The sequence below is a fragment of the Bacteroidota bacterium genome (assembly GCA_013696965.1).
GTDB lineage: Bacteria > Bacteroidota > Bacteroidia > JACCXN01 > JACCXN01 > JACCXN01.
Map to the genome: position 1 here is coordinate 1 of JACCXN010000040.1, position 20,805 is coordinate 20,805.

At 35.0% G+C, this 20,805-nt stretch carries 20 protein-coding genes; 9 read left to right on the forward strand and 11 right to left on the reverse strand.

The annotated features are described in order from the left end of the window. Nucleotides 1-359: 359 nt before the first annotated feature. Together egtD and H0V01_06405 are read right to left on the reverse strand one after the other, a co-directional pair. Complete coding sequence (gene egtD, locus H0V01_06400) at nt 360-1,337, reverse strand: L-histidine N(alpha)-methyltransferase (GenBank protein ID MBA2583002.1); 978 nt, start codon at nt 1,335-1,337, stop codon at nt 360-362. A 65-nt stretch (nt 1,338-1,402) separates the two neighbouring features. After that, complete coding sequence (locus H0V01_06405; GenBank protein MBA2583003.1) at nt 1,403-2,116, reverse strand: hypothetical protein; 714 nt, start codon at nt 2,114-2,116, stop codon at nt 1,403-1,405. Nucleotides 2,117-2,531: 415 nt separating this feature from the next. On the opposite strand from H0V01_06405, the gene H0V01_06410 reads away from it, so the two are divergent. The 4 genes from H0V01_06410 to H0V01_06425 all read left to right on the forward strand — a co-directional run bounded on the left by H0V01_06410 (nt 2,532) and on the right by H0V01_06425 (nt 5,186). After that, nucleotides 2,532-3,212 carry a Crp/Fnr family transcriptional regulator gene (locus tag H0V01_06410; protein MBA2583004.1) on the forward strand — a complete coding sequence of 227 codons (681 nt, stop codon included), beginning with the start codon at nt 2,532-2,534 and terminating at the stop codon, nt 3,210-3,212. Nucleotides 3,213-3,307: 95 nt separating this feature from the next. Beyond that, a complete protein-coding gene (locus H0V01_06415; GenBank protein ID MBA2583005.1) occupies nt 3,308-4,045 on the forward strand; it encodes an isochorismatase family protein in 738 nt (245 codons plus the stop codon). A gap of 51 nt (nt 4,046-4,096) precedes the next feature. Then, nucleotides 4,097-4,387 (forward strand): DUF427 domain-containing protein, encoded by a 291-nt coding sequence (locus tag H0V01_06420; protein MBA2583006.1) that lies wholly within the window; start codon nt 4,097-4,099, stop codon nt 4,385-4,387. Nucleotides 4,388-4,427: 40 nt separating this feature from the next. Further along, on the forward strand, nt 4,428-5,186 hold the full coding sequence (locus tag H0V01_06425) for a flavodoxin family protein (GenBank protein MBA2583007.1): 759 nt from the start codon (nt 4,428-4,430) through the stop codon (nt 5,184-5,186). A gap of 419 nt (nt 5,187-5,605) precedes the next feature. Here the strand turns inward: H0V01_06425 and H0V01_06430 are convergent, their stop codons facing one another. The 3 genes from H0V01_06430 to H0V01_06440 are packed head-to-tail and all read right to left on the reverse strand — an operon-like array spanning nt 5,606 to nt 7,102. Beyond that, entirely contained in the window at nt 5,606-6,556 is a 951-nt protein-coding gene (locus tag H0V01_06430; GenBank protein ID MBA2583008.1) for a HipA domain-containing protein, read from the reverse strand. Then, nucleotides 6,549-6,881: a HipA N-terminal domain-containing protein gene (locus H0V01_06435; GenBank protein ID MBA2583009.1), complete on the reverse strand. Its 333-nt coding sequence runs from the start codon at nt 6,879-6,881 to the stop codon at nt 6,549-6,551. Before H0V01_06435 ends, H0V01_06430 begins: the two co-directional genes overlap by 8 nt. Next, a complete protein-coding gene (locus H0V01_06440) occupies nt 6,878-7,102 on the reverse strand; it encodes a helix-turn-helix transcriptional regulator (protein MBA2583010.1) in 225 nt (74 codons plus the stop codon). Before H0V01_06440 ends, H0V01_06435 begins: the two co-directional genes overlap by 4 nt. Nucleotides 7,103-7,707: 605 nt before the next feature. Here H0V01_06440 and H0V01_06445 point away from each other — a divergent pair. Together H0V01_06445 and H0V01_06450 are read left to right on the forward strand one after the other, a co-directional pair. Beyond that, a complete protein-coding gene (locus H0V01_06445) occupies nt 7,708-10,071 on the forward strand; it encodes a penicillin acylase family protein (protein ID MBA2583011.1) in 2,364 nt (787 codons plus the stop codon). Then, complete coding sequence (locus tag H0V01_06450) at nt 10,064-10,423, forward strand: hypothetical protein (protein MBA2583012.1); 360 nt, start codon at nt 10,064-10,066, stop codon at nt 10,421-10,423. The genes H0V01_06445 and H0V01_06450 overlap by 8 nt, the downstream gene beginning before the upstream one ends. 191 nt (nt 10,424-10,614) lie before the next feature. Here the strand turns inward: H0V01_06450 and H0V01_06455 are convergent, their stop codons facing one another. The 3 genes from H0V01_06455 to H0V01_06465 are packed head-to-tail and all read right to left on the reverse strand — an operon-like array spanning nt 10,615 to nt 13,385. Beyond that, the gene (locus H0V01_06455; GenBank protein ID MBA2583013.1) at nt 10,615-11,514 is read right to left on the reverse strand and encodes an isoaspartyl peptidase/L-asparaginase; all 900 of its coding nucleotides are present in this window, start codon (nt 11,512-11,514) and stop codon (nt 10,615-10,617) included. Between the two features lie 5 nt (nt 11,515-11,519). Continuing rightward, nucleotides 11,520-11,858, reverse strand: a complete 339-nt coding sequence (locus H0V01_06460) for a hypothetical protein (protein MBA2583014.1) — start codon at nt 11,856-11,858, stop codon at nt 11,520-11,522. A 12-nt stretch (nt 11,859-11,870) separates the two neighbouring features. Further along, nucleotides 11,871-13,385: an FAD-dependent oxidoreductase gene (locus H0V01_06465; protein MBA2583015.1), complete on the reverse strand. Its 1,515-nt coding sequence runs from the start codon at nt 13,383-13,385 to the stop codon at nt 11,871-11,873. A 458-nt stretch (nt 13,386-13,843) separates the two neighbouring features. Between H0V01_06465 and H0V01_06470 the strand changes: the two genes are divergently transcribed. Next, on the forward strand, nt 13,844-13,957 hold the full coding sequence (locus H0V01_06470) for a universal stress protein (GenBank protein ID MBA2583016.1): 114 nt from the start codon (nt 13,844-13,846) through the stop codon (nt 13,955-13,957). Nucleotides 13,958-14,728: 771 nt separating this feature from the next. Here the strand turns inward: H0V01_06470 and H0V01_06475 are convergent. Beyond that, nucleotides 14,729-14,893, reverse strand: a complete 165-nt coding sequence (locus tag H0V01_06475) for a hypothetical protein (GenBank protein ID MBA2583017.1) — start codon at nt 14,891-14,893, stop codon at nt 14,729-14,731. A gap of 544 nt (nt 14,894-15,437) precedes the next feature. On the opposite strand from H0V01_06475, the gene H0V01_06480 reads away from it, so the two are divergent. After that, nucleotides 15,438-16,304, forward strand: a complete 867-nt coding sequence (locus H0V01_06480) for a universal stress protein (protein ID MBA2583018.1) — start codon at nt 15,438-15,440, stop codon at nt 16,302-16,304. Between the two features lie 196 nt (nt 16,305-16,500). On the opposite strand, the gene H0V01_06485 is transcribed toward H0V01_06480, so the two are convergent. Next, nucleotides 16,501-18,003, reverse strand: a complete 1,503-nt coding sequence (locus H0V01_06485) for an aminoacyl-histidine dipeptidase (protein MBA2583019.1) — start codon at nt 18,001-18,003, stop codon at nt 16,501-16,503. A gap of 640 nt (nt 18,004-18,643) precedes the next feature. Here H0V01_06485 and H0V01_06490 point away from each other — a divergent pair. Then, on the forward strand, nt 18,644-19,231 hold the full coding sequence (locus tag H0V01_06490; protein MBA2583020.1) for an HNH endonuclease: 588 nt from the start codon (nt 18,644-18,646) through the stop codon (nt 19,229-19,231). 109 nt (nt 19,232-19,340) lie between these two features. Here H0V01_06490 and H0V01_06495 read toward each other — a convergent pair whose 3' ends face one another. Continuing rightward, entirely contained in the window at nt 19,341-20,360 is a 1,020-nt protein-coding gene (locus H0V01_06495) for a DUF4397 domain-containing protein (protein MBA2583021.1), read from the reverse strand. Between the last annotated feature and the right edge of the window lie 445 nt (nt 20,361-20,805).

Genomic DNA, 20,805 nt, shown 5'->3' on the forward strand with positions numbered 1-20,805 from the left:
AAAAGCCCGCTGGAATCAGCGGGCTCAGTATTTTTGAAATAACAAAAAAACAGGAACTACTTCATCCAACCTTGCGGGAAGAAGTGCCACCACCAATTGTTATTTAATAGATTCTGTTTCATTGTAGACTGCAAATATAAGTGAAAAATATTTAATTCTGCAAAAAAAATAACAGTAACATAAATAAGAGAATTTATGTATTGAGGCTATGAAAAACTTGGATCTATAAACACCTTCCTCTGCTTAAAAATAAAATATTTTTTATACTGTTTTCCAATTTTCACTTCTATTTATATGAATTAAGCCCCCTTAACTATAGTATTCCAAATTTAATTGCAATACCATATTTATTCTCCATCTTATTTAATTTTCCAAATAGAATTGGTGAAATAATTGGCACTGTCAAAGAAATTTCTTACTACCTGAAAGCCACATTCTCCAGCAAGCAGGTCAATTTCCTTAAGAGAATACTTTTTAGAAATTTCAGTATGAATTGCCTCTCCCTCTTTAAAGGGCACAACCATTTCCAATGCAGGAATTTCTACACTTTGAGAAATTTTACTAATAAGAAAACTACGTGCCTCACCACTCTCAGAATCATAATAAGGAGAATGTTCAAACAGATCGGGATTAAAATTTGCTTTCATCTCCCGGTTAATTCTGTGAAGCAGATTTAGATTAAATTCTTTGGTAACGCCTGCTTTATCATTATAAGCCGCCAGAATTACATCAGGGTCTTTCCGCAAATCAAAGCCAATTAACAGAATGTCCTCCGAAGCCATTGCATTAGCTATTTCTTTTAGAAAAATTCTGGTTTCCTCATTGGAAAAATTACCAATGTTAGAACCTAAAAAAAGTAAAACCTTCTTGCAGCTTTTTTCTAACTCTTTCAGGGCAGAAAAGTATTCTTTACAAATTCCGGCAACATTTATTTCAGGCAAATTGCTCCTGAAATCTATCAAAATACTGTTGATTGCATTTTGGGATATATCAACAGGAACATAAGTAAAATTCAATCCCTTCTTATTAAAATGGTTCAGAAGAATTTTTGTTTTAAATCCGTCCCCGGCTCCTAAATCAACTATTTTAAGAGCTTCGCCCGGATCCAACAATGAAAGAATAGTTGCCTTATGATTATTTAAAATTTCAAGTTCGCATCTTGTAAGATAATATTCCGGAAGTTCCATTATCTTCCGGAAAAGTTCATCTCCTCTTTTGTCATAAAAATATTTTGATTTTAAAAATTTAGGTGATGAAAATAATCCCTTAATAACATCTATTATAAAATCACTATCTGCTTTTGCAGGACTTACAATGTCTACGTCACTTTTTCTCATATATTTAAAGATGAAAAAGTCCTTTCATTAAGGTTGAAAGGACTTTTCTGTAACAAAAAATTTCTTTATTTTTTTCCCATTAATTCATCCAACACCTTTTTATCTATGTTTGGCTGATCGCTGTCTCCTGCATTCTTTTTTGTCTGAAACATCAGTTTTTGGGTGTAATCAGATTTTTCTCCCTTCATAAGAGAAACTATAGTCTTAGCATAAAAACTCCTTGCATCCTCTACACTTCTTTTTCCCTGTGCAACATCATTTGCAAGATTTAAAGCAAGATAATTTGCAGCTTCCTTATCGCATCTTGCTGCCATTGTTCCTTTGGTTCTTTCAGTTACAACACTGCCATCGTATTTTGCGATATCTGTAAATTTTTCAACCGGGACTTCATAATTGACAGATTGTAATAAACAATCCTTGTGAGGCATTGGGAAATTATGATCAATTTCTTCGTTTGTAACCATTGTCATAGCAAAATCGCCTTTATTGTGCCATACTAGTCTGTAATTAGTAACTTCATCAGGCACGCCATATTTATCAACCATTGCAGTAGCTGCTTCCTTAGGGGTGTCTTTCCAGCTTTTTACGTGATTCTTAACAGATTCCTTTGTCCAGCTTTGCTGTCCCATTGTTCCACTTTCTCCAGTGGTTGTGTTTTGTCCTCCGGTTGTAGTACTCTGATCATTACCTGATCCTGCCGTCCCGGAGTTACAAGAAGAAACAGTGAATCCAAATAGTGCTGTAGCAATTATCAATACTGCTTTTAATCTTTTTTTCATGGTTTTATATTTTTTTAGTTAAACATTTCTCTATTATCAAATTTACGTAACAATTACTAAAAAAAATGTCAGATTTATGACAGTAACCTCAGGTAAAAGAAAATATTTTTTCGTGCTGTATTTTAGAAAAAATATTGACTTAAATAGTTCCGGCTGAATGTAATCAATAGTTTTTTTTCTGTTGTGGACGGTTCAGTGCGTTTGGAAACTTTGCTACTTTCTATTATTATACCTGCTCATCAGATCCCGGATGCATGCATTCAGGAGTGCAATAAAAGCCTACCTTCTGCTATGCGCGCAATAATTTGCCTGCCCAGCATTTCTAAACTTTAGAGGGATAATAAGAAACCCTGGCTAAAATCCTTCCTTATCTGATAGTTTTTGCTTAATTTAATAGTTCCAAAACCAAAAACAAATGGAACAAAAATCAAAAGTGTGGTTTCTTGAAAATTTCAATTTCTTTTCTGAATTAACTGTAGATGAAAGAAATTTTATATGTAAGAACACCGAAATGAAATCATTTGAAAAAAATGAACCGGTATATTTTCAGCATAGTCCTGCCAAGAGTGTGTATTTTTTAAAGGAGGGAAAAATCAGGGTTTCCAAATATAATGAGCAGGAGGCAGAATTCCTGATTGCCATTTTAGGTGGCGGGGAAATTTTTGGTGAATCGGCAGTTGCCGGAAAAACAAAAAGAAATGAAGTTGCCATTGCCGAAGAAAAAACCATGCTTTGTGTAATGAGTGAAGAGAAAATGAAAGAACTATTGCTAATGGTTCCAGGTCTTAACCTTAAATTTGGTCGGATGATTGAAGAGAGGCTTGAAAAAACCCAAAAGCGGCTCGAGGATCTTACTTTTAAAAACAATGAGGAAAGGATTATTGGATTCATTAAAGAAACGGCACTAAAATCTTTAAAAGATGCCAACAATGAGTTTGTAATAGAAAACTCATTTACACATGAAGATATCGCCAAGCTTACTTCAACCAACCGTCAAATGGTTTCTTCTGTTATGAGCAGTTTAAAAAAGAAAAAGATCATTGATTATGACAGGAAGAATATCAGGATCCTGGAACTGGAAAAACTGGATTGCTGAGCCTGTTTTTCTGTCATTTTTATGACAAATTTTTTGTTTTCAAAATCTTAAATTTGAGTTAACGCTTATAGTTTTAACTTAAAAAAAAGATACATATGAAAAGTTCAGAATGGAAAGTAATCCAGGCAGCAAAGGAAGCAGGTTTGCCTGACCCGGGTTTTGAAATTGACCAAAACACAGCCATAGTTATAACAGACCCCCAAAATGATTTTTTACGCTCTGACGGTGTTGCCTGGCCCATTGTAAAGGACAGTGTAAAAAAGAACAATACCATTGATAATATGCTTACTGTGTTCAAATTATGCCAGGAACACGGAATGAAGGTTTTTATATCCCCGCACTGGTTTTATCCTGCGGATAAAGGCTGGAAATTTGGAGGAAGCCTTGAACAATTTATGGATTCAAAGGAAATGTATATAAGGGAAGGACAATTGGACCTGGAAGGGTTTGAAGATTCAGGCGCTGATTTTTTGGAGGATTTTAAACCATTCCTGAAACAGGAAAATATAATCCTTTGCAGCCCGCATAAAATATTTGGCCCTCAAAACAACGACCTGGCCCTTCAACTACGCAAGTACAATATCCAAAAAGTGCTAATGGCCGGCATGTCAGCTAACCTTTGTTTGGAATCACATCTTAGGCACCTGGTGGAACTTGGATTTGAAGTTGGGGTTATTGCCGATGCCAGTGCCAGCGCCATAGCCCCCGGAATGGACACTTTTGAAGCTGCTCTAATGAATTTCCGCATGATTGGCAGCCATGTTTTCAGTACGGAAGAATTTGAGCAAGAAATGGAAAAGGTAAATTTTTCTGAGGCATCCAGAACAAGATAAAAGCTGGTAATTTAAATGGATATAAAAATGAAAGCGCCCAAGGATGACAGGCTGATGCAAGCAATCTGGAAGGGGCAGGTAATTGCAGAGAGTGATGAAACATTGGTTGTGGAGGGGAATAATTATTTCCCTCCTGATTCCATTAAATGGCAGTATTTTGAAAAAAGCGACAACCACACTTTTTGTTCCTGGAAAGGAGAGGCCTCTTATTACGATGTGGTGGTAAAGGGAGAAAAAAACCATGGAGCTGCATGGTACTATCCTGAGCCATTTGAAAAAGCGGCAGAACTAAAAGATTATTTAGGCTTTTGGAGGGGTGTAGAGGTTAAACCGGTGGGCTGAATTTTAAAAGATAATATGTATTTAAAAAATAAATTTTTAAATGAGTCTTGAACCAACATTAAATCAAATACAAAAAGAATGGAATGAAACCTCTAAATGGGATTTCTCTGATTTAAAAGTTTTGTATTTGAACTGCACTTTAAAACGCTCTCCTGAAAAATCGCATACTGAAGGATTGATAAATCTTTCAGCCAAAATAATGAGAGAAAACAATGTAAAGGTTGAAATTCTGCGCCCTGTTGATTATGATGTTCCTCCAGGGGTATATCCGGATATGAGGGAAAAAGGATGGGATAAGGACGACTGGCCTGGTATTTTTAAAAAAGTAATGGCAGCTGATATTCTTATCATTGGTTCTCCTATTTGGTTAGGGGATAAATCTTCGGTTTGCACTAATACTATTGAAAGACTCTATGGGCAATCGGCAGAGTTGAATGAAAAAGGCCAGTTTACTTATTATGGCAAAACCGGAGGTTGTATTATAACCGGAAATGAGGATGGTATTAAACATTGCGGAATGAATATCCTTTACTCTTTGCAGCATTTGGGGTTTGTGGTACCTCCGCAGGCAGACGCAGGATGGGTGGGCGAAGCAGGCCCCGGACCTTCTTATCTGGATGAAAATTCACACGGGCCTGAAAATGATTTTACCAACCGGAACACCACTTTTATGGCCTGGAATTTAATGCATACAGCAAGAATGCTAAAAGACAGAGGGGGTATTCCTGCACACGGAAATCAACGCAAAATTTGGGATGCAGGGTGCAAGGTGGAGAATGAAAATCCGGAGCACAGATAAAAAACATTTTTCAAGGTTTAAATAAATTACGGCTATTAGGGAATTACTTCTAGAAATTGGAAATTTTTGTAAAATCTGGGTATTTAATATGATGTTTTTCAGATAATAGTAAAGGGTGAAAGAAGTTCCTGTAAGTTATTCTATTATGATTTTTTGCAGTTGCTACAGATGCTCCTCTTAATACCATCTGGTTTACCATAAACTTGCCAGTGCCATCACCATAGCCCCCGGAATGGACACCTGTGAAGCTGCATTAAAAAAAATTCAGCATGATATCCTGGCTTTTTACTTTTCTGATCGATAGTTAAAAGTAATCGGCTTTCCCGGTTTCATATTCTTGAAAAGCATGCACATATCTGTCAAGAAGTGAATATTTCCATGTTATTGGAACCTTTTCATAAGTGCCATTGAACAAATTTCTATTTTGATAATACTAAGTATCTATCCTCTAAAAGTATCCGATACTTTTCTTTGTACTCATTTGATAAAAAAGAATTATCAACCCACTCAATCGCAACAGGTTTGTTATTTATAAAACGTTTAAACACACCTTCAATTTGTTTCTCATTTAGCTCTAAAATTTTTCCAAGCCATTCAAAATTTTCGCGCCTTAATTTTTTCTTTTTCCCTTCAAGCGTTAAAGCAAGCTCCTCCTTGTTGCCAGGATTAACAATCACGACATTCAATAGATCGTAGGCAGGAGCAAGCACCCATTTAGTATCGGTATTAATCATGGAAAAATTTTTAAGGTGCATGTCATTGTTGCCAGTAAGAAAACTAAAAATGCTTAACTCTAAAAAATACAGTTTGTCAAGTAAAGTATCGCTGGAATATTCTCCTAAGGCTTTTCCAACCCTTTCCATAGAATTCTTGTATTTATCGAATGCTTCCAAAATTTGAAACATATCCAGCATGTGAATTTTTTCCCCGCTTTCTTTCCGGTCAATTCGTTTGGTGATATAAGATAATTCTCCCGATTGCAACCGTATCAAACTTGACTTCACTGTATGTATTCCAAAAGCTTCTGCGATCCGCATGGTTACATGCTCATTTTGAGGCATTTCTGGATAATGCTCTGAGGGAGGCTTGAAAATATAATTTCCGCCTAAAGCCCCAACAACTGTTAAACGACCTTTATTCCCATCTACCATAGTATCTTTAACCAATGACAAAGACAGTTTAGGTTGCACACCGGGTAAAGCAATACTTCGCTTCACTATATCCTTAGCTAACTCAGACATCTGATTTAATGAATAAGATAATAGAGGTGCTTTTTTTGTTCCGAAAAACGCTAAGCTACAATAATCGTGAAAATCACTTTCAATTTGTTTGTCCAGTTCTTTATAACAGTATAAACATTTCTTATTCATCTTCTTCCGGTATTGGTTTAACACTTACCGCTCCGATGCAATTTTTACAACAGGCCAAAAGCAATCCCATTCGGTCATTAGGATTTATTTTCCAGTTTTTTGCTGCGATTTCTAACAACCATCCTTCAGGAATAAGACCTTCAAAAAAGGGGAATAACCGATTTTCGCCATAAGGATGCTCAGTAACCGGCATAGAAAAGGTAATAAACTGATCAGGATACTTCGCAACATAATCCCGGTCATACTGGAAAGTGTATTGACCTTCGTTGGTTTCAGTAAGAATACCGGCAACTACATCTTTATAATATATTTCTGCTCGCCTCATGTTTTGGGGTTCTCTTTTTTTAGTTCTTTGCTGCTTACTGGAACTAATAAATGTCCAAACATTTTTAGGACTTGATTTACCTTTTCCAGTTTTACATTTTCTTTTCCCTGTTCAATTTTTCGTATAATGGTAAGCGCCACGCCAGCCCGTTCAGCGAATTGTTCCTGGGTTAGTTTGGCTTCTTTCCTTTTATCTTTTACAAATTGGGCTAAAGGCTTCATTATATGCGATCGCATTGATTTTAAGCAAATATACTAAATTATATGTGATCGCATATAAAATATTAAAATTAACATAAATTATATGCGATCGAATATAATTTATGTTAAGGTTCGATGAAAAAATTAAAAATTATGTATAAATATACCGCAAAAGCCGGTGGAAGCAGCTTGGGACAAACCATTTACCAATTGGATGAAGGAAATTAATAAATTATTTACAGTGGTACTACCTTTTTGGGATTTTGTGCATTTTAATCAATGATGTCTCAATATTCTTCCCCTCTCATAACATATATTCCCGCATTATTGTTTTTACTTTAGATATAAAATTTAATTGTAGTAATTTGTTAATTGTTTATAAACAAATATTTAAATATAGTCCATTTTTAGTCCATCCATTTAAATTTATTTCCATTTATTTAAATATTGTAATACCTTTGTTAAAGTGTTGTTAATGTTGAAGTTGGTAGGGATGTTGTTGTTTTATTGGTAACCTAGAAAAAACAAAATTTAATTGTTGTAATCTCTCGGGCTCCACAATTTAAAACCTCAACCAATTAAAATTTCAAATGGTTGAAGTTTTTTTACTTTTTTTACTCCTTCTTATGATTAAAAGAATACTTGTATTGCTGCTTTGTTTTTTATGGATTGGTTTGACTTTTTACCGTCCGGCAGGATTATTTCAATCCATTGGCACTTTGTTTACTTATTCCACAGGAGTTTTTTCACTTCGCTCCCCCGATGCGAAGGTTGGAAATATTGAGTTGAAAAGCCAGGGTAAATTTGAAGTTGACATTCACATTGACATTATAGGAATTCCTCATATTTATGGAAAGGATGCCTCTAATGTTTCTTTCGGTATGGGGTATATGCATGCACGTGACAGGTATTTTCAAATGGAAATTATAACACGGGTTGTACAAGGCAGGCTTGCTGAAGTATTAGGTAAAAAGGTAACATCATCGGATATATTCTGGAAACCTCTTGAAATTGAAGTGAAAGCAATGGAAGTGCTTAGCGAACTGCATGTAGAACAACCGGAAGTCTATAAACAATTAATGGCTTACAATGCAGGGGTTAGTTTTTATATTGACCAGGAAAAACCAAATAACAATTCACCCGAATACCGTCTGCTTGGGTTTGCACCCAGAAAATGGGAATCACATTATCCTGTTTTGCTTTCATGGTATATGAATTATATGCTCACCTATAAAGACAGGCATGCAGAGCGCGAACAAGTGCTTCTTAGTTTGCCTGCTAATTTAATTGAGGAATTATATGGTTTAAACAATGAACAGTATCCTTTTATAATAACAGATACAACATTTACCACTGTAATACCTGAGAATTCCAGTCCTGTTAAAGTATTTGGAAAACTTGATAAGCAAACTGAAACAATAGGAGAAAAAGAACTTAGGCAATCAATAGGAAGTAATAACTGGGCAGTAAGTGCAAACAAAAGTGCCACAGCAAGGGCGATGTTATGCAATGATACCCATCTGGATATTTCATTACCAAATCCATGGTATGAGGCACACCTGGTTTGTCCTGAATTTAATGTTTATGGTTTCTCTATTCCATGCAGTCCTTTCATAATTTCGGGATACAATGAAAATATTGCCTGGGGTATTACCAATGGCGGATGGGATCTTAGCGATCGATTTCTTTTAAAAACAAATCCAGACAATAAAAATGAATACTGGTATGAGGGTGCTTGGAAGAAAATGCAGGAAAAGCAATATGTAATCAGACAAAACAATGCTAAGGATACAGTTGTAAAACAGCAATTCACTATTTATGGGCCTGTGGTGCATGGAGAAAAGCAGGTATATGCCCAAAAATGGTACCCTGCTGGCAAAACCTCTTCTGTAATTTCCTTCAATTATTTGGCAAGGGCAAAAAACTGGGAAGATTTTAAAAATGCGCTTTCCTACTTTTCTTACCCTCCTCAAAATTTTGCCTATGCCGATAAACAAGGAAACATCGGTATGATTTCAGCTGGAAAAATGCCTTTACGGTATGCAGGATATAAAGGAGGATTACTAGATGGTAGTAAAAAACACAGGGAACAATTTGTTCCTTTTTCGTCACTTCCACAGCAGTTTAAACCAGCTCAGGGTTTTGTATATTCTGCAAACCAAAATCCTGCAAACACGGATTATTATATCGAGTATGATTTTCATGACACTTATAGGGCAAAACGAATATTTCAATTGCTCGCACAAAACAAGAATTTAAGCATTAAAGACATGAAAGCAATACAGGCAGACCGCAAGGATATTGGAATTGAAGATATAAAAGCGCTCATTAAAAAATACAAAAAAGCAACCGGAAAATGGAAATTGATTGAACCTCTGGAGCACTGGAATGGAGAAATAAGTGCATCATCAAAAGAGGCAATACTTTATTCATACTTTGCTTATTGTTTGCGCAACACTTTTCAAAAAATCCTTAAATCAGAATTTGAGATAACTGAAATTGTAAACAACAGCAATCTTGTAAGTTTTCTCCTTAAAAATGACACTTTTAGAATAGGTGAAAAAACTATAGTAGTCAATGATTTCCTGGAAGAGTGTTTAAAGGCTACCCAGGAACATTTGCAAAAAGATTTTGGCGAGGATTACAATAAAGCGGATTACTCCTATTATTCAAGTTTTGACATTAAGCATCTTGTTCATTTCCCAGGTTTAGGTGCAAAAGTTACTGATGCAGGAGGAAACGTAAATACCCCAAATGTAAATACACAACGAGTACATGGAGCATCCATGCGTTCCATTATAATTATGGATGAAAAACCCAAAGCATTAACTGTGCTTGCAGGAGGCCAAAGCGGAAGGGCAAATAGTTCTAATTATAAGAACCAGCTCGAGGATTGGAAGAATGTTTTATACCATAAGGCACAATTTACTGCAAAACATGAAGAGTTAAAGAATATAAATAACGTTATATCCATAAAGGCTGATGAATAAAATATTAAAATATATACCCCTGTTAACCGGGATTCTTGTACCACAGCTTTTTTTTAGCCAGTATTGGATTGTACTTACTGTTTGGATTTTTACAGGTTATTTGCTTTCTTCAAATTTCAGGAATATATTCATTAGCACTTTCATTCTGCAATCAGTTATTGGTACTGTTTTATTCTTTTTATGGTCCTCAAATGCTTCTGATTTCCTTCTGGAAATTCCAGTTTCATTTAACCTTCCTGGTTTTTTAATGCCGCTTTTTGCAAGCCTTTTCAATGCCTTAAATGTTGCTTTTTGCTTACTTGCTGGAGCAACAATTGCCAGGATAATCCAAAGAAGGAAGTTTGCAGCTTAAGAAGCGTTTCAAAAGGGATTAAGTTTTAAATGTAGCCTGGTGAAATTTGCTAATGCAACATAAGGGCTTAAGGCAAAAAGGGGGGCAAGGGTCTAACGCAACAAGTCGATAAATTTATAAATTGATTTGTGCGATTAGTTATTGAATTCGCAAGGTGTAATCTAAAAGATGAATAAGCATACTTATTGCAATCAATACAGTTCAATCAGCGTTTTTTCTCCACTGCCTTTGTATCCCCTGTACATTCTGTGGGAATTATGGATAAATTTTACATTTCCTTCTTTATCCATTGCCACGAGTCCTGCATGGCCACCAAAGGGTGTTAATTTCTCTTTCATTGTTTTCTCACAGGCCTGGTTTAAATCAATGTTGTGGTATAAAAGCATGGACGAAATTTCATGAGCAACAACTGCCCGAATAATTGATTCACCTTTTCCTGTGCAGGAAACAGCACAGGTTTTATTGTTGGCATAGGTTCCTGCACCAATTAATGCGCTATCTCCAATTCTAAATTCATTTTTGTTAATAAGGCCGCCAGTTGAAGTTCCGGCTGCAAGGTTTCCTTCCTGGTCAAGGGCAACAGCACCTACGGTTCCATGTTCTTCCTGGTTTCTCTTTTTCTTTTCTTCCTGCCATTGATCGTATCTCTCCTGAGTGAAAAAATAATGTGGTGGCATCATTTCTAATCCTATCTGCATTGCATAATCTTGTGCTCCTTCATCTCCCAGGAAAATATTTTCAGGGTTTTCCATTAATGCCCTGGCTAATGCAATAGGATTTTTAACAAACATAACTCTGCAAATTGCACCAGCCTTCATTGTTTTTCCGCACATAATGGAAGCATCCATGCGGTTATTTCCATGTGTGGTAAATACTGATCCTTTGCCGGCATTAAACAATGGGTCATTTTCCAGGATTTTTATTGAATTTTCTACCGCATCAAGACTAGTTCCGCCTTTTTCCAGAATTTTATATCCTCTTTCCAGAGATTTTTTTAAACCGGATAAATAATCCTTTTCCCTTTCAGGAGTCATTCCATAGAAGGGGAGCCTACCCGCGCCTCCATGAATTGCAATACCCCATTTTTCCATTTTATTTATTTTATAAAAGCAAAAATTATCAGATATATAAAACCAGTAACAGCAATTAATCCATGAACAATTCCCAGCCATTTTGGAATTGTTTTGCCGGTCATATCTTTTATAAACATAATAATTCCTCCACCTGCAGCAATTAAAAACAATACAGTTGCTTCAATTGGTCCGGGGCCTTGCTTAAATGAGTAAATAATTAATAGGATTATTCCTGCGGCTGCCAAAGGACCATGAGAAAATACAATTCCTTTGGGTGTTTCTTTGCCTTGAAGAACAAAAGTCAACAACACCATTCCCAATATGGCTGCCAGGGCAAATAAGGCAATTGCAGTATAAATCATGCTTATTTAATATTAATGTTCAATGATTACTTTTGATAAAAGATCTGTAATTGCCGGGCCCTCTATAACTGTTCCGTTTAAGTCAAATCTACTTCCATGGCAGGGGCAATCCCATGATTTCTCAGCACTGTTCCAGTTAACAATGCATTTCATATGAGTGCAAACGGCTGATAAAGTATATACCTTATTATTTATATCCCTATATGCAGCGATCTTTTCCCCCTCTACACTAATTACTTTTCCTTCATTTTGTTTTATCTCTTTAAATTGATCCACATCCGCAATTCCTGGAAGATCTTTCATGTATTCTCCCATTACATTCAGGTTTTCATTAATGTAATTTTTTGCTGCTTTCAATGGATTGTGCCTATTTATGTCATACATTTTAGCATAAGGATTTTTTATTCCATTGATTGTGTCAGAAATAATCATTCCAGCTAAAGTTCCATACGTAAGGCCATCCGTTGAGAATCCTGTTCCTGTAAAGATGTTTTCTTCAATTTCTCCGATATAGGCTAATCCATCTGCAGAGCGGTAACTTTGTGCCGCCCATTGATATTCTATAGATGCAATATCGAACCTCTGCCTTGCAAATTTTTCCAGTGCTTCGAATTTTTTCCTTGTATCCTCTGTTTGCCCTACTTTATAGTGTTCTCCCACAAGCACTAGGAACTTTTGATTCTCAGTTGTTGTATAGGTCCGGAAGGAATGGTGCTGGTTTTTTGTTAGGCCCCAGTAAATGCCCTGAGGAGGATAATTCTCAGTGTTTTTTAATTTAACAGCAATAGCATCTTCCCGGTAAGGGGAAATAGCACTTTGAATGGCATAAGCACCCTTAGGAGTATGGCTGGCCAATATAATATGTTTAGCTGATATTCTTGCCAGTGATGTTTCCAAAACACATGGACTGGCAGCCTTAAAATCCAAAACCCTGGTATTCTCAAATATTTTGCAGTTATCATGGGAAATTGCTTTTGCCAGTGCTTTTACATATTTCATAGGATTGAACTGGGCCTGGCCCTCAATACGAACTGCCGATTCTATTTTAAATGGCGTTAAAAGCGATTGCGACAGAGTAGGGGATAAACCTGCTTTTTCTAATGCCTTATACTCTTTTTCTATTGTTTTATTTTCTTCTTTTGATTCTGTAAACAAATGCCAGGGAGTTCTGTAAAAATCACAGGAAATAGAATATTTTGCAATTGTTTGTTCAATCAAATCAATTGCAGAAGCTCTTGATTCTACAACATTCTTGCTTGTTTTTTTATCAAATTTTGAGCTTATGTGATAAAGCCGGCTATCAACTGTGGAATATAGATTTCCAGTAGAAAAGCCTGTAGTTCCACCTCCAATTTCCCTTGCTTCCAGTACCGCTACAGATTTTCCACTCTCTGATAACAAATGAGCACAGGTTAATCCCGTTATGCCCCCTCCAACAATTGCCACATCAACAGAAATGTCCTTTTGAAGCTTTGGGAAATCAACTTTTTCAGTCGTTGCTTTCCATATTGAGTTTTTGTTTATCATAATGCATGTAATTTATTCGTTTTTTAATTATTCCTTTAAGGAACTCAAGAATGATAAAGCATTTGATTTTTAATTGTTATCCCCATTTATAGGAAGCCATGTTTTATTCATTCCTGTTTTTACATTTTCTGGGCATGGCATTTCAAAAAAAATTATATTAAAACCTTCATTAAATTTAATGGATTTAATCGATATAAAAAAGTTGCTTTAATGGATACTATTTTATGAGATTATTCCCTGAAGAAAGGCATTAAGTGAATTGAATTTCCGAATTTAAATCAACATTCTTTACCCTTGGTTTTCAAAAATACACAGTTAACATTTCACCCACATTTTGCTTTAAAAGGGTTTTGGTTTTCTTTTGATTCTGTTATAAATCATATCCCATTCTGATTGAAATCATAATTATAGGTAGGGTGACAAATTATTTTTGTACTAGTTAAAACTCCAATTGTTCCATGAAAACTATTTTAATTCCTACCGATTTTTCACCAAATGCTGACAAAGCCCTTGATTATGCACTTGAGCTCGCAAATACTTATGCATCAAAAGTAATTTTATTAAGTGCCTGAGATCTTCCTCATCAAAAGTCAACAATGTTTTATCCATTAAAGAGCTTTTAAAGGAAAAGACGGAACAGGAATTAGTAGCCCTAAAAGAAAAGCAACAGGAAAAATATCCTGATTTGCATTTTGAGACAGTAATCATGATGGGGGAAACTGCAACAGTAATAAAAATATTACGCAAATAAAAAGTGCAGAATCGCTCAACCTGCTTTTGTATTCCAGTATTGCAACTGGAGTTTCGCTTATAATCTATGGATTTTTAAAAAGCCTACTTACATAAAAAAGTGCTATTCGTGGTATTTATGAAACTGTTGGCCTTGGAGGAATTGCAGCTCTTGTTGCTTTTTACTCCGGAGCATTTCTAGAAAAGATTCTTTCCAATTGAAAATATTTCATATGTAGATAATTTGTTATTTTTTAGTTGTCATCCCGATTTATCGGGACGCCAGGTTATCTTCATTAGTGTTTGTGCACTGTTCGGTGCATGGCTATTTCATATGTATATAATTTATTCGTTTTTTTAATTATTCCTCTAAGGAACTCATGAATGCTAAAGCATTTGTTTTTTAACTGTCATATGGCAAAGCCATGTTATATTTATTAGCGTTTGTGAACTGTTCGTGCATGGCTATTTCATAAAGTGATAAAAAAACGCTATTGCACTATCTATAAACCACACCCTGATGAATAGCATTAATTTTATTTCCTGGCAAATACCTTAATTCATACCCTGGCTTCGATTTTTGAAACCTAGTTTTCTTTGTCTTTATATTCTTTTTATTGGCAGTTTTTACAGGAAGAAATGGGAGCCTGCACTTTTGCACTTTCATTGTCTGAAGCCCCTAAAACATTCCCACTTATTTTTGCAAAATCCAACTGAATATTACCCAATATATTCACTTTTTGTGGAATTAATTCCCTTATTTTTAGCCTTTTAGTCATTTATTTACCTAAGTTAAAAAGGGCATTGGTTTGGCAAGTATAGAAGGCAGCAGGCAGGCCAAAAGGAAGCATGCAGGTAAAATAATTTAATTTCCTGAATGATGTTTGGGTTAGAATAGTGCAAATCATTCATTTTTATTCTTTGCTTGAGTTTACAAGCAATTGCAAAATAATGAAATGGATTTTTTTGCTCAATTTTTTGAAGAAAATTTATGGGTGTTTTAATTAGAAATTTCAAATTTAAATGCCTTCAGGGGTTTTTGCAATTGGTATAAAAACATGAAAATCAATAGTCCTTTTAGCTGGAGAAATAGGTTTGTAATGCTATTGAATTTTCATTATTTTTAGATAAAAGCAAAGCAATGGAAAAAATTTAACACCTTTTTATATGAACCATTAAAAAGCCTAAGCATAGCAGGGGAATGCTACAAGGAATAAATTTTTTTAATACTGTTATCCTTGATTTTTAGGAACAATAGAATTTTTTGCAGATTCAAAAAATCTGAAACTATATATTTTGAGCTAATTTTTAAAACAAGATTTTATGAAAACCATACTCGTGCCAACAGATTTTTCTATAAATGCTGAAAAAGCGCTGGAATATGCGCTTCATCTGGCATTGTATTTTTCATCAGAAATTATTTTGTTGCATGCATGGGAGCTTCCCCATCAAAAATCGGCCATGTTTAAATCATTGCAGGATATGGTAAAGGAAAAAGCGGAGAACAATCTTAGGGAATTAAAAGAAAAGGCTCAATATAGATTTACTGAACTTAAAATAAGATCGGTTATTATGATGGATGAGCCTGAGGATGCTATAAAAAGTGTTGCACAAAAAATTGGGACCGATCTTATAATAATGGGAACTAAAGGAGCTTCGGGCCTTAAAAGCTATTTTTTTGGTAGCACCACCAATGATGTAATTGAGGATGCACCCTGCCCGGTGTTCGCTGTTCCTGAAAAAGCTGAATACCGTAACATTAAAACCATTTGTTATGCCCTTGATTTTGATCATGATGAAATCCATGTTATTGGCTCACTTATTCCAATGGCAAAAGTATTTAATGCTAAAATAATTTTGACTCACATAACTGACAATTTAAAGCAAAAAGAGGAAAAACTTAATAATTTTGCTGAACAAGTAATCAAACTATATCAATACAATAATATCGACACAGCACTTTTATATGGGGAAAATATAGTTGCTAGTCTTGTAAATTTTGTGGAAGAAAACCAGGTGGATATTGTTTCTATTGCAAGGAAAAAACGGGATTTTATAGAAAGGGTTTTCCACAAAAGCGTATCCAAAGAAATGACATTTTCCTCAACTATTCCAATTATAATTTTCCAAAGTTCACTGCTTCCACTTGATGTTCAGGGCAAGAATGAAGAAAAATCCTCCTTTTTTTAATAGAGGACTTAGCTTCATATTATAGTAAAACCAGTTGGATTAAGCCTGCAGGGATAAGAATTGTTGTTGTATAAAAGCAGGGCTAAAGAAAAACAAAATAACTAGTTTGCTATTTCAAGTTCCTGTTTCATGTAATATGGTTCTCAGGTATTTTCTGTTCAAGAATTTCCAGGCAAAGATTCCTGATTTACAACTATTATTTCAAAGGAATTCTTTTTAAAGTCTCAAGTAGGAAACTCCAGTATTTTTGAACAGAACTAATTTGAACTTTTTCATCAGGAGAATGTGCTCCGGTAATATTGGGACCAAAGGAAATCATTTCCATTCCCGGATAATTTCCTCCAATTATGCCACATTCAAGTCCTGCATGACAGGCATTTACGTGAGGTTCTGAATCAAACATTTCCCTGTATAGCTTGCTCATTAAAGATGCAATTTTAGCGTCTGGTTTTGGAGTCCAGCCAGGATAGTTACCTGCTAATTCAACCTTGGACCCACACTGCTCAAATTCATTTTTAATTTCACCTGCGAGTTTCATTTTCTCCACATCCACAGAACTTCTGGTAAGGCACAAAATTGTATAGCTTGTGTCTTTCAAAAGAACACGGGCCAAATTGTTGGAGGTTTGCACCAATCCGTCAATATCGGGACTCATTGAGTAAACTCCGTTCGGGCAGTTTTTTATTGCTGATAATAATTCTCCCTGGAATTTATCGCCAATTACATTAAGTGGAGCCTCCGTTTGCTGAACTAGTAAAGATAAATTGGGATCTGTTGTTTTGAATTTCATTTTTAAGGCTTCGGCTTCCCTATTTGCAAAATCCAAAAAAGCCTGTTCCTTGATTTTAGCTAGTGCAACAACTGCAACAGATTCTCTTGGAATGGCATTACGCAGGCTACCTCCGTCAATGGATGCTATTTTTAAATTGAATTGTTCCCCAGCTTTAAGCAGCAATCCGTTCATTAATTTATTTGCATTTGCTCTTCCCTTATGGATGTCCATACCGGAATGCCCTCCGGTAAGGCCTTTGAGCGTTAGTTTAAAACCAATCATTTCTTCCCTTGTTTTAACCTGCTCAATATTTCCTGTTACGGTAACATCAATTCCACCTGCACATCCAATGGTAAGTTCTGTGTCGTCCTCGGTATCCAAATTAAGCATGATTTTAGCGGAGAATAAGCCTGCTTTTAGGTTCAAAGCACCTGTCATACCTGTTTCTTCATCAATTGTAAAAAGCGCTTCTATGGCAGGGTGAGCAATTTCTTTTGATGCCAACAAAGCCATAATTGTTGCAACTCCAATTCCGTTGTCAGCGCCAAGTGTAGTTCCTTTTGCCCTTACCCAGTCTCCCTCAAGTTCCATCTGTATGCCTTGCAAATCAAAATCAAAAAGGGTATCGTTGTTTTTTTGGTGCACCATATCCAAATGACTTTGAAGCAGTATGGTTTCCCTTTGTTCCATTCCAGGAGTTGAAGCTTTTTTTATGATTACGTTTCCAATCTCATCTTCCATGGTATCCAGGCCAATGCTGTTACCAAAATCCTTAATAAATTGTATAACCCTCTCTTCTTTTTTTGATGGCCTTGGTACTGCATTTAAATCTGCAAAATAATTCCACAATGCCTTAGGCTCTAATGCCCTTACTACTGAATTAACTGTTAGTTTTATTGCTGATTCTAATTCCTGGTTGGTTTGCATAATTCAAGGATTTTAATATTTTAGAATTACAAAGATAAGAAACACTTTTAATTGCAATGGAAACCATTTTAAGCTTTGGGTTCTGTTAAATTTTGTTCCAAAACCCATGGAATGTTTTTTGAATGCAGCATTTGTTGCATGTTCTATCTGCAAGAGATTACCCCCTTAGGTGGGAATGACAGCTTGTTGTTTTTTAGGATTAGAAATAGTGTTCTTGATTCAATAATCCTGAACAACTGTTTCAAAAGTATATCCTTGTTCTGGAATTTCAACATTTAGAAAGCCTGATTCTATTAGTTTTAATTTAAAATCTTGCTGAACTTTGTATTCCCCATGTACCATGAAAATTTTCTTTACCTGTGTTTTATCCTGGCAAGAGCAAATCGAATTTAAAATTATATAATATAGCTATTGTTTTTACTTAGGATAAATACAAAATAAACTTTAATAAGAGTATTGCTGCTATATCCAGAGTTTGTTGCTTTTGCAAAGTGCTTGCTTTTATTTATCTTTGTAATAATTAAAATAGCAGAAGAATCAGCATATTCCTGCATTTATGAGGAAAATTGAGTATTTGATGTGAATACTGAATAAGCGTTATTTTATTCAATAACTATAAAAAAATCTAATTTAGGTAATTATGTTGCGGTTTTATTACAATGAACAATGGAAAGAATTTAAACTTGAATACGATTCCCAACTTCGATATGCAATTTCTGATTTCGGACGTATCATTAGTTTTGTTGATGAAATTGAAAATGGCAGACTATTAAAAGGCAGTATTACCGTTGGGTATAATGTATTTAAATATAAGATATTCAAAAAAAAGAAAATCATCAACAAGCTTCAATATGTTCACAGACTTGTTGCCCTAAATTTTTTGCCTGAACCGGAAAAGGATCAAGTGTATGTTTTGCATAAGGATTACAAAAAGGAAAAAAATCATGTAGATAATTTAAAATGGGCAACAAAACAGGAGTTGGTTGAGCACAATAAAAAAAACCCGGCAGTGATTGAGGCAATTAAAAAACTAACCGAGTTTAACAAACAGCGTGACGGACATAAGCTAACTGCAGCAAAAGTGCAATTCATTAAAATGAAAATATTTGATCCCAATAGAAAAACACGATTGAAGATGATTGCAAAACAATTTGGAATAAGTGAAATGCAGTTGTACCGTATTAAAACCGGAGAAAATTGGGGACATGTAAAAATAAAGGAAGAATAAAGTTTCAGCCTTTTAAAATTCTGATTTTTGAATGGTAGTGGAGACTTTCTAAAAAATAAGAGGAAGCATTTTAATTAATGCTTCCTCAAAAAATCAAAAACAGTGATTTTTATTTTATAACATTAACCTTTTGCACCATTGTAGATTGGTCAGTTGTTATTTTTACAAAATATGTTCCAGGTGGCAAGTCTTTCAAATCAATACTTGCTTCTAATTTAGGAATAATGGTAAGGATGTTTTTTCCTGTAATATCAATTAAATTAATTTCATTAACCTTAAGGTCAGAAAAATTAATTGTTAATACCCCTGTAGCAGGATTAGGAAAAACAGTGATATTATCTTCAGTTATTTTTAAAATTGAAGTAGGATCTGATGCAGGAAGGGCAACTAATTCCCCACCAGTTGGAAGAGCAACAAACAACCCAAAAGATGCACCGTTACTGTTGTTCTCAGGCATTAAAAAACCTGATGTAATTACAACTATTGCTTGATTTTCCAGCCCTAGTGTTGCTAAAGGAGCATTAACAGAAGCTAAAGTTGTATTTCCCTGATCCCTTACTTCTAATACATAATCAATTGTTGGCAATTCAAAATATCCTGCGAACTGTGAATATGCTGCATCTTCCACTACGGTTCCTGCTCCAAATCCTACTTCAACAATATCAATAAGCGGTGCATCTGTTACTCCATGGTAAACTAAAACATCAGTAAAATTGGAAAGTCTGGCAGTTTCCCTTGCCCCGGTAAATACTTGCAGGGTAAATGCGGGTGCGGGGGTATAACCCTGATCTGAAATTATCCCTGAAGCAACTACAACATAGGTTTGGTCCATTTCAAGAGTAAAAGGAAAGGATGCAATTGCCTCACTGGGACCTGAACTATTGCCAGGGGCAATTTGTACATTCATTTCCCTGCCTGCAGGTACGGTTCTGTATTCAGTAGCAGTTCTAAACTGAAAGTTATCCTCATACATTTGTCCATCAACATATATGTCAATTGTTTGAGCTGCGGCATCTGCTGAATTGTGAATAATTTGCACCCTTGCTGTTTGTGCATTGGTACTGCTAAAAAATAGCATTATGGGTATAAAGAATGCAATTATTGAAATTGCAAAAGGCTTGTTTTTCATAAGTATTATCGTGTTTAGTTATTTTAGAATTGTTACTATTAAATGATTGTTATTTTTTTAACTTTATTTTAACTGGCCAAAAAACATACCACTTGTATTGCTTTGGATTCATATTAATAAAAGCTGCATTGCCAGCAGAATTAATGGATTTTGAAGGAAAAAAAAGAATGAGATCTAAAAAACCATTGCTAACACAAGGAACTACATGAAAAACTAAACACAACTGCCATTTTACCCTACAGTAGCGGGCAGCAGGAAATTCAATTTGCTTAGCGTTTAAAATTGATTTTTAAGCAGGAACTATTTTAAGTTTTTGTTATTTAGAAACTGTTTTGAATTATTTAAGAATAATTTTATGTGAATAAGTATGTTTATAACTAATTGATTTTCAGTAAGTTGGCCTGGGTTAATTTTGTATCTTGTAGATTATCAACCAAATAACTCT

Excerpts from the sequence above, each read along its gene's own strand:
- H0V01_06440 (MBA2583010.1), bottom strand. The coding sequence starts at position 7,102 with ATGAAGCCTTTAGCCCAATTTGTAAAAGATAAAAGGAAAGAAGCCAAA.
- H0V01_06465 (MBA2583015.1), bottom strand. The coding sequence starts at position 13,385 with ATGATAAACAAAAACTCAATATGGAAAGCAACGACTGAAAAAGTTGAT.
- H0V01_06470 (MBA2583016.1), top strand. The coding sequence starts at position 13,844 with ATGAAAACTATTTTAATTCCTACCGATTTTTCACCAAATGCTGACAAA.
- H0V01_06490 (MBA2583020.1), top strand. The coding sequence starts at position 18,644 with ATGTTGCGGTTTTATTACAATGAACAATGGAAAGAATTTAAACTTGAA.
- H0V01_06475 (MBA2583017.1), bottom strand. The coding sequence starts at position 14,893 with ATGACTAAAAGGCTAAAAATAAGGGAATTAATTCCACAAAAAGTGAAT.
- H0V01_06405 (MBA2583003.1), bottom strand. The coding sequence starts at position 2,116 with ATGAAAAAAAGATTAAAAGCAGTATTGATAATTGCTACAGCACTATTT.
- H0V01_06460 (MBA2583014.1), bottom strand. The coding sequence starts at position 11,858 with ATGATTTATACTGCAATTGCCTTATTTGCCCTGGCAGCCATATTGGGA.
- H0V01_06410 (MBA2583004.1), top strand. The coding sequence starts at position 2,532 with ATGGAACAAAAATCAAAAGTGTGGTTTCTTGAAAATTTCAATTTCTTT.
- H0V01_06430 (MBA2583008.1), bottom strand. The coding sequence starts at position 6,556 with ATGAATAAGAAATGTTTATACTGTTATAAAGAACTGGACAAACAAATT.
- egtD (MBA2583002.1), bottom strand. The coding sequence starts at position 1,337 with ATGAGAAAAAGTGACGTAGACATTGTAAGTCCTGCAAAAGCAGATAGT.
- H0V01_06445 (MBA2583011.1), top strand. The coding sequence starts at position 7,708 with ATGATTAAAAGAATACTTGTATTGCTGCTTTGTTTTTTATGGATTGGT.
- H0V01_06435 (MBA2583009.1), bottom strand. The coding sequence starts at position 6,881 with ATGAGGCGAGCAGAAATATATTATAAAGATGTAGTTGCCGGTATTCTT.
- H0V01_06415 (MBA2583005.1), top strand. The coding sequence starts at position 3,308 with ATGAAAAGTTCAGAATGGAAAGTAATCCAGGCAGCAAAGGAAGCAGGT.
- H0V01_06480 (MBA2583018.1), top strand. The coding sequence starts at position 15,438 with ATGAAAACCATACTCGTGCCAACAGATTTTTCTATAAATGCTGAAAAA.
- H0V01_06485 (MBA2583019.1), bottom strand. The coding sequence starts at position 18,003 with ATGCAAACCAACCAGGAATTAGAATCAGCAATAAAACTAACAGTTAAT.
- H0V01_06425 (MBA2583007.1), top strand. The coding sequence starts at position 4,428 with ATGAGTCTTGAACCAACATTAAATCAAATACAAAAAGAATGGAATGAA.
- H0V01_06455 (MBA2583013.1), bottom strand. The coding sequence starts at position 11,514 with ATGGAAAAATGGGGTATTGCAATTCATGGAGGCGCGGGTAGGCTCCCC.
- H0V01_06495 (MBA2583021.1), bottom strand. The coding sequence starts at position 20,360 with ATGAAAAACAAGCCTTTTGCAATTTCAATAATTGCATTCTTTATACCC.
- H0V01_06450 (MBA2583012.1), top strand. The coding sequence starts at position 10,064 with ATGAATAAAATATTAAAATATATACCCCTGTTAACCGGGATTCTTGTA.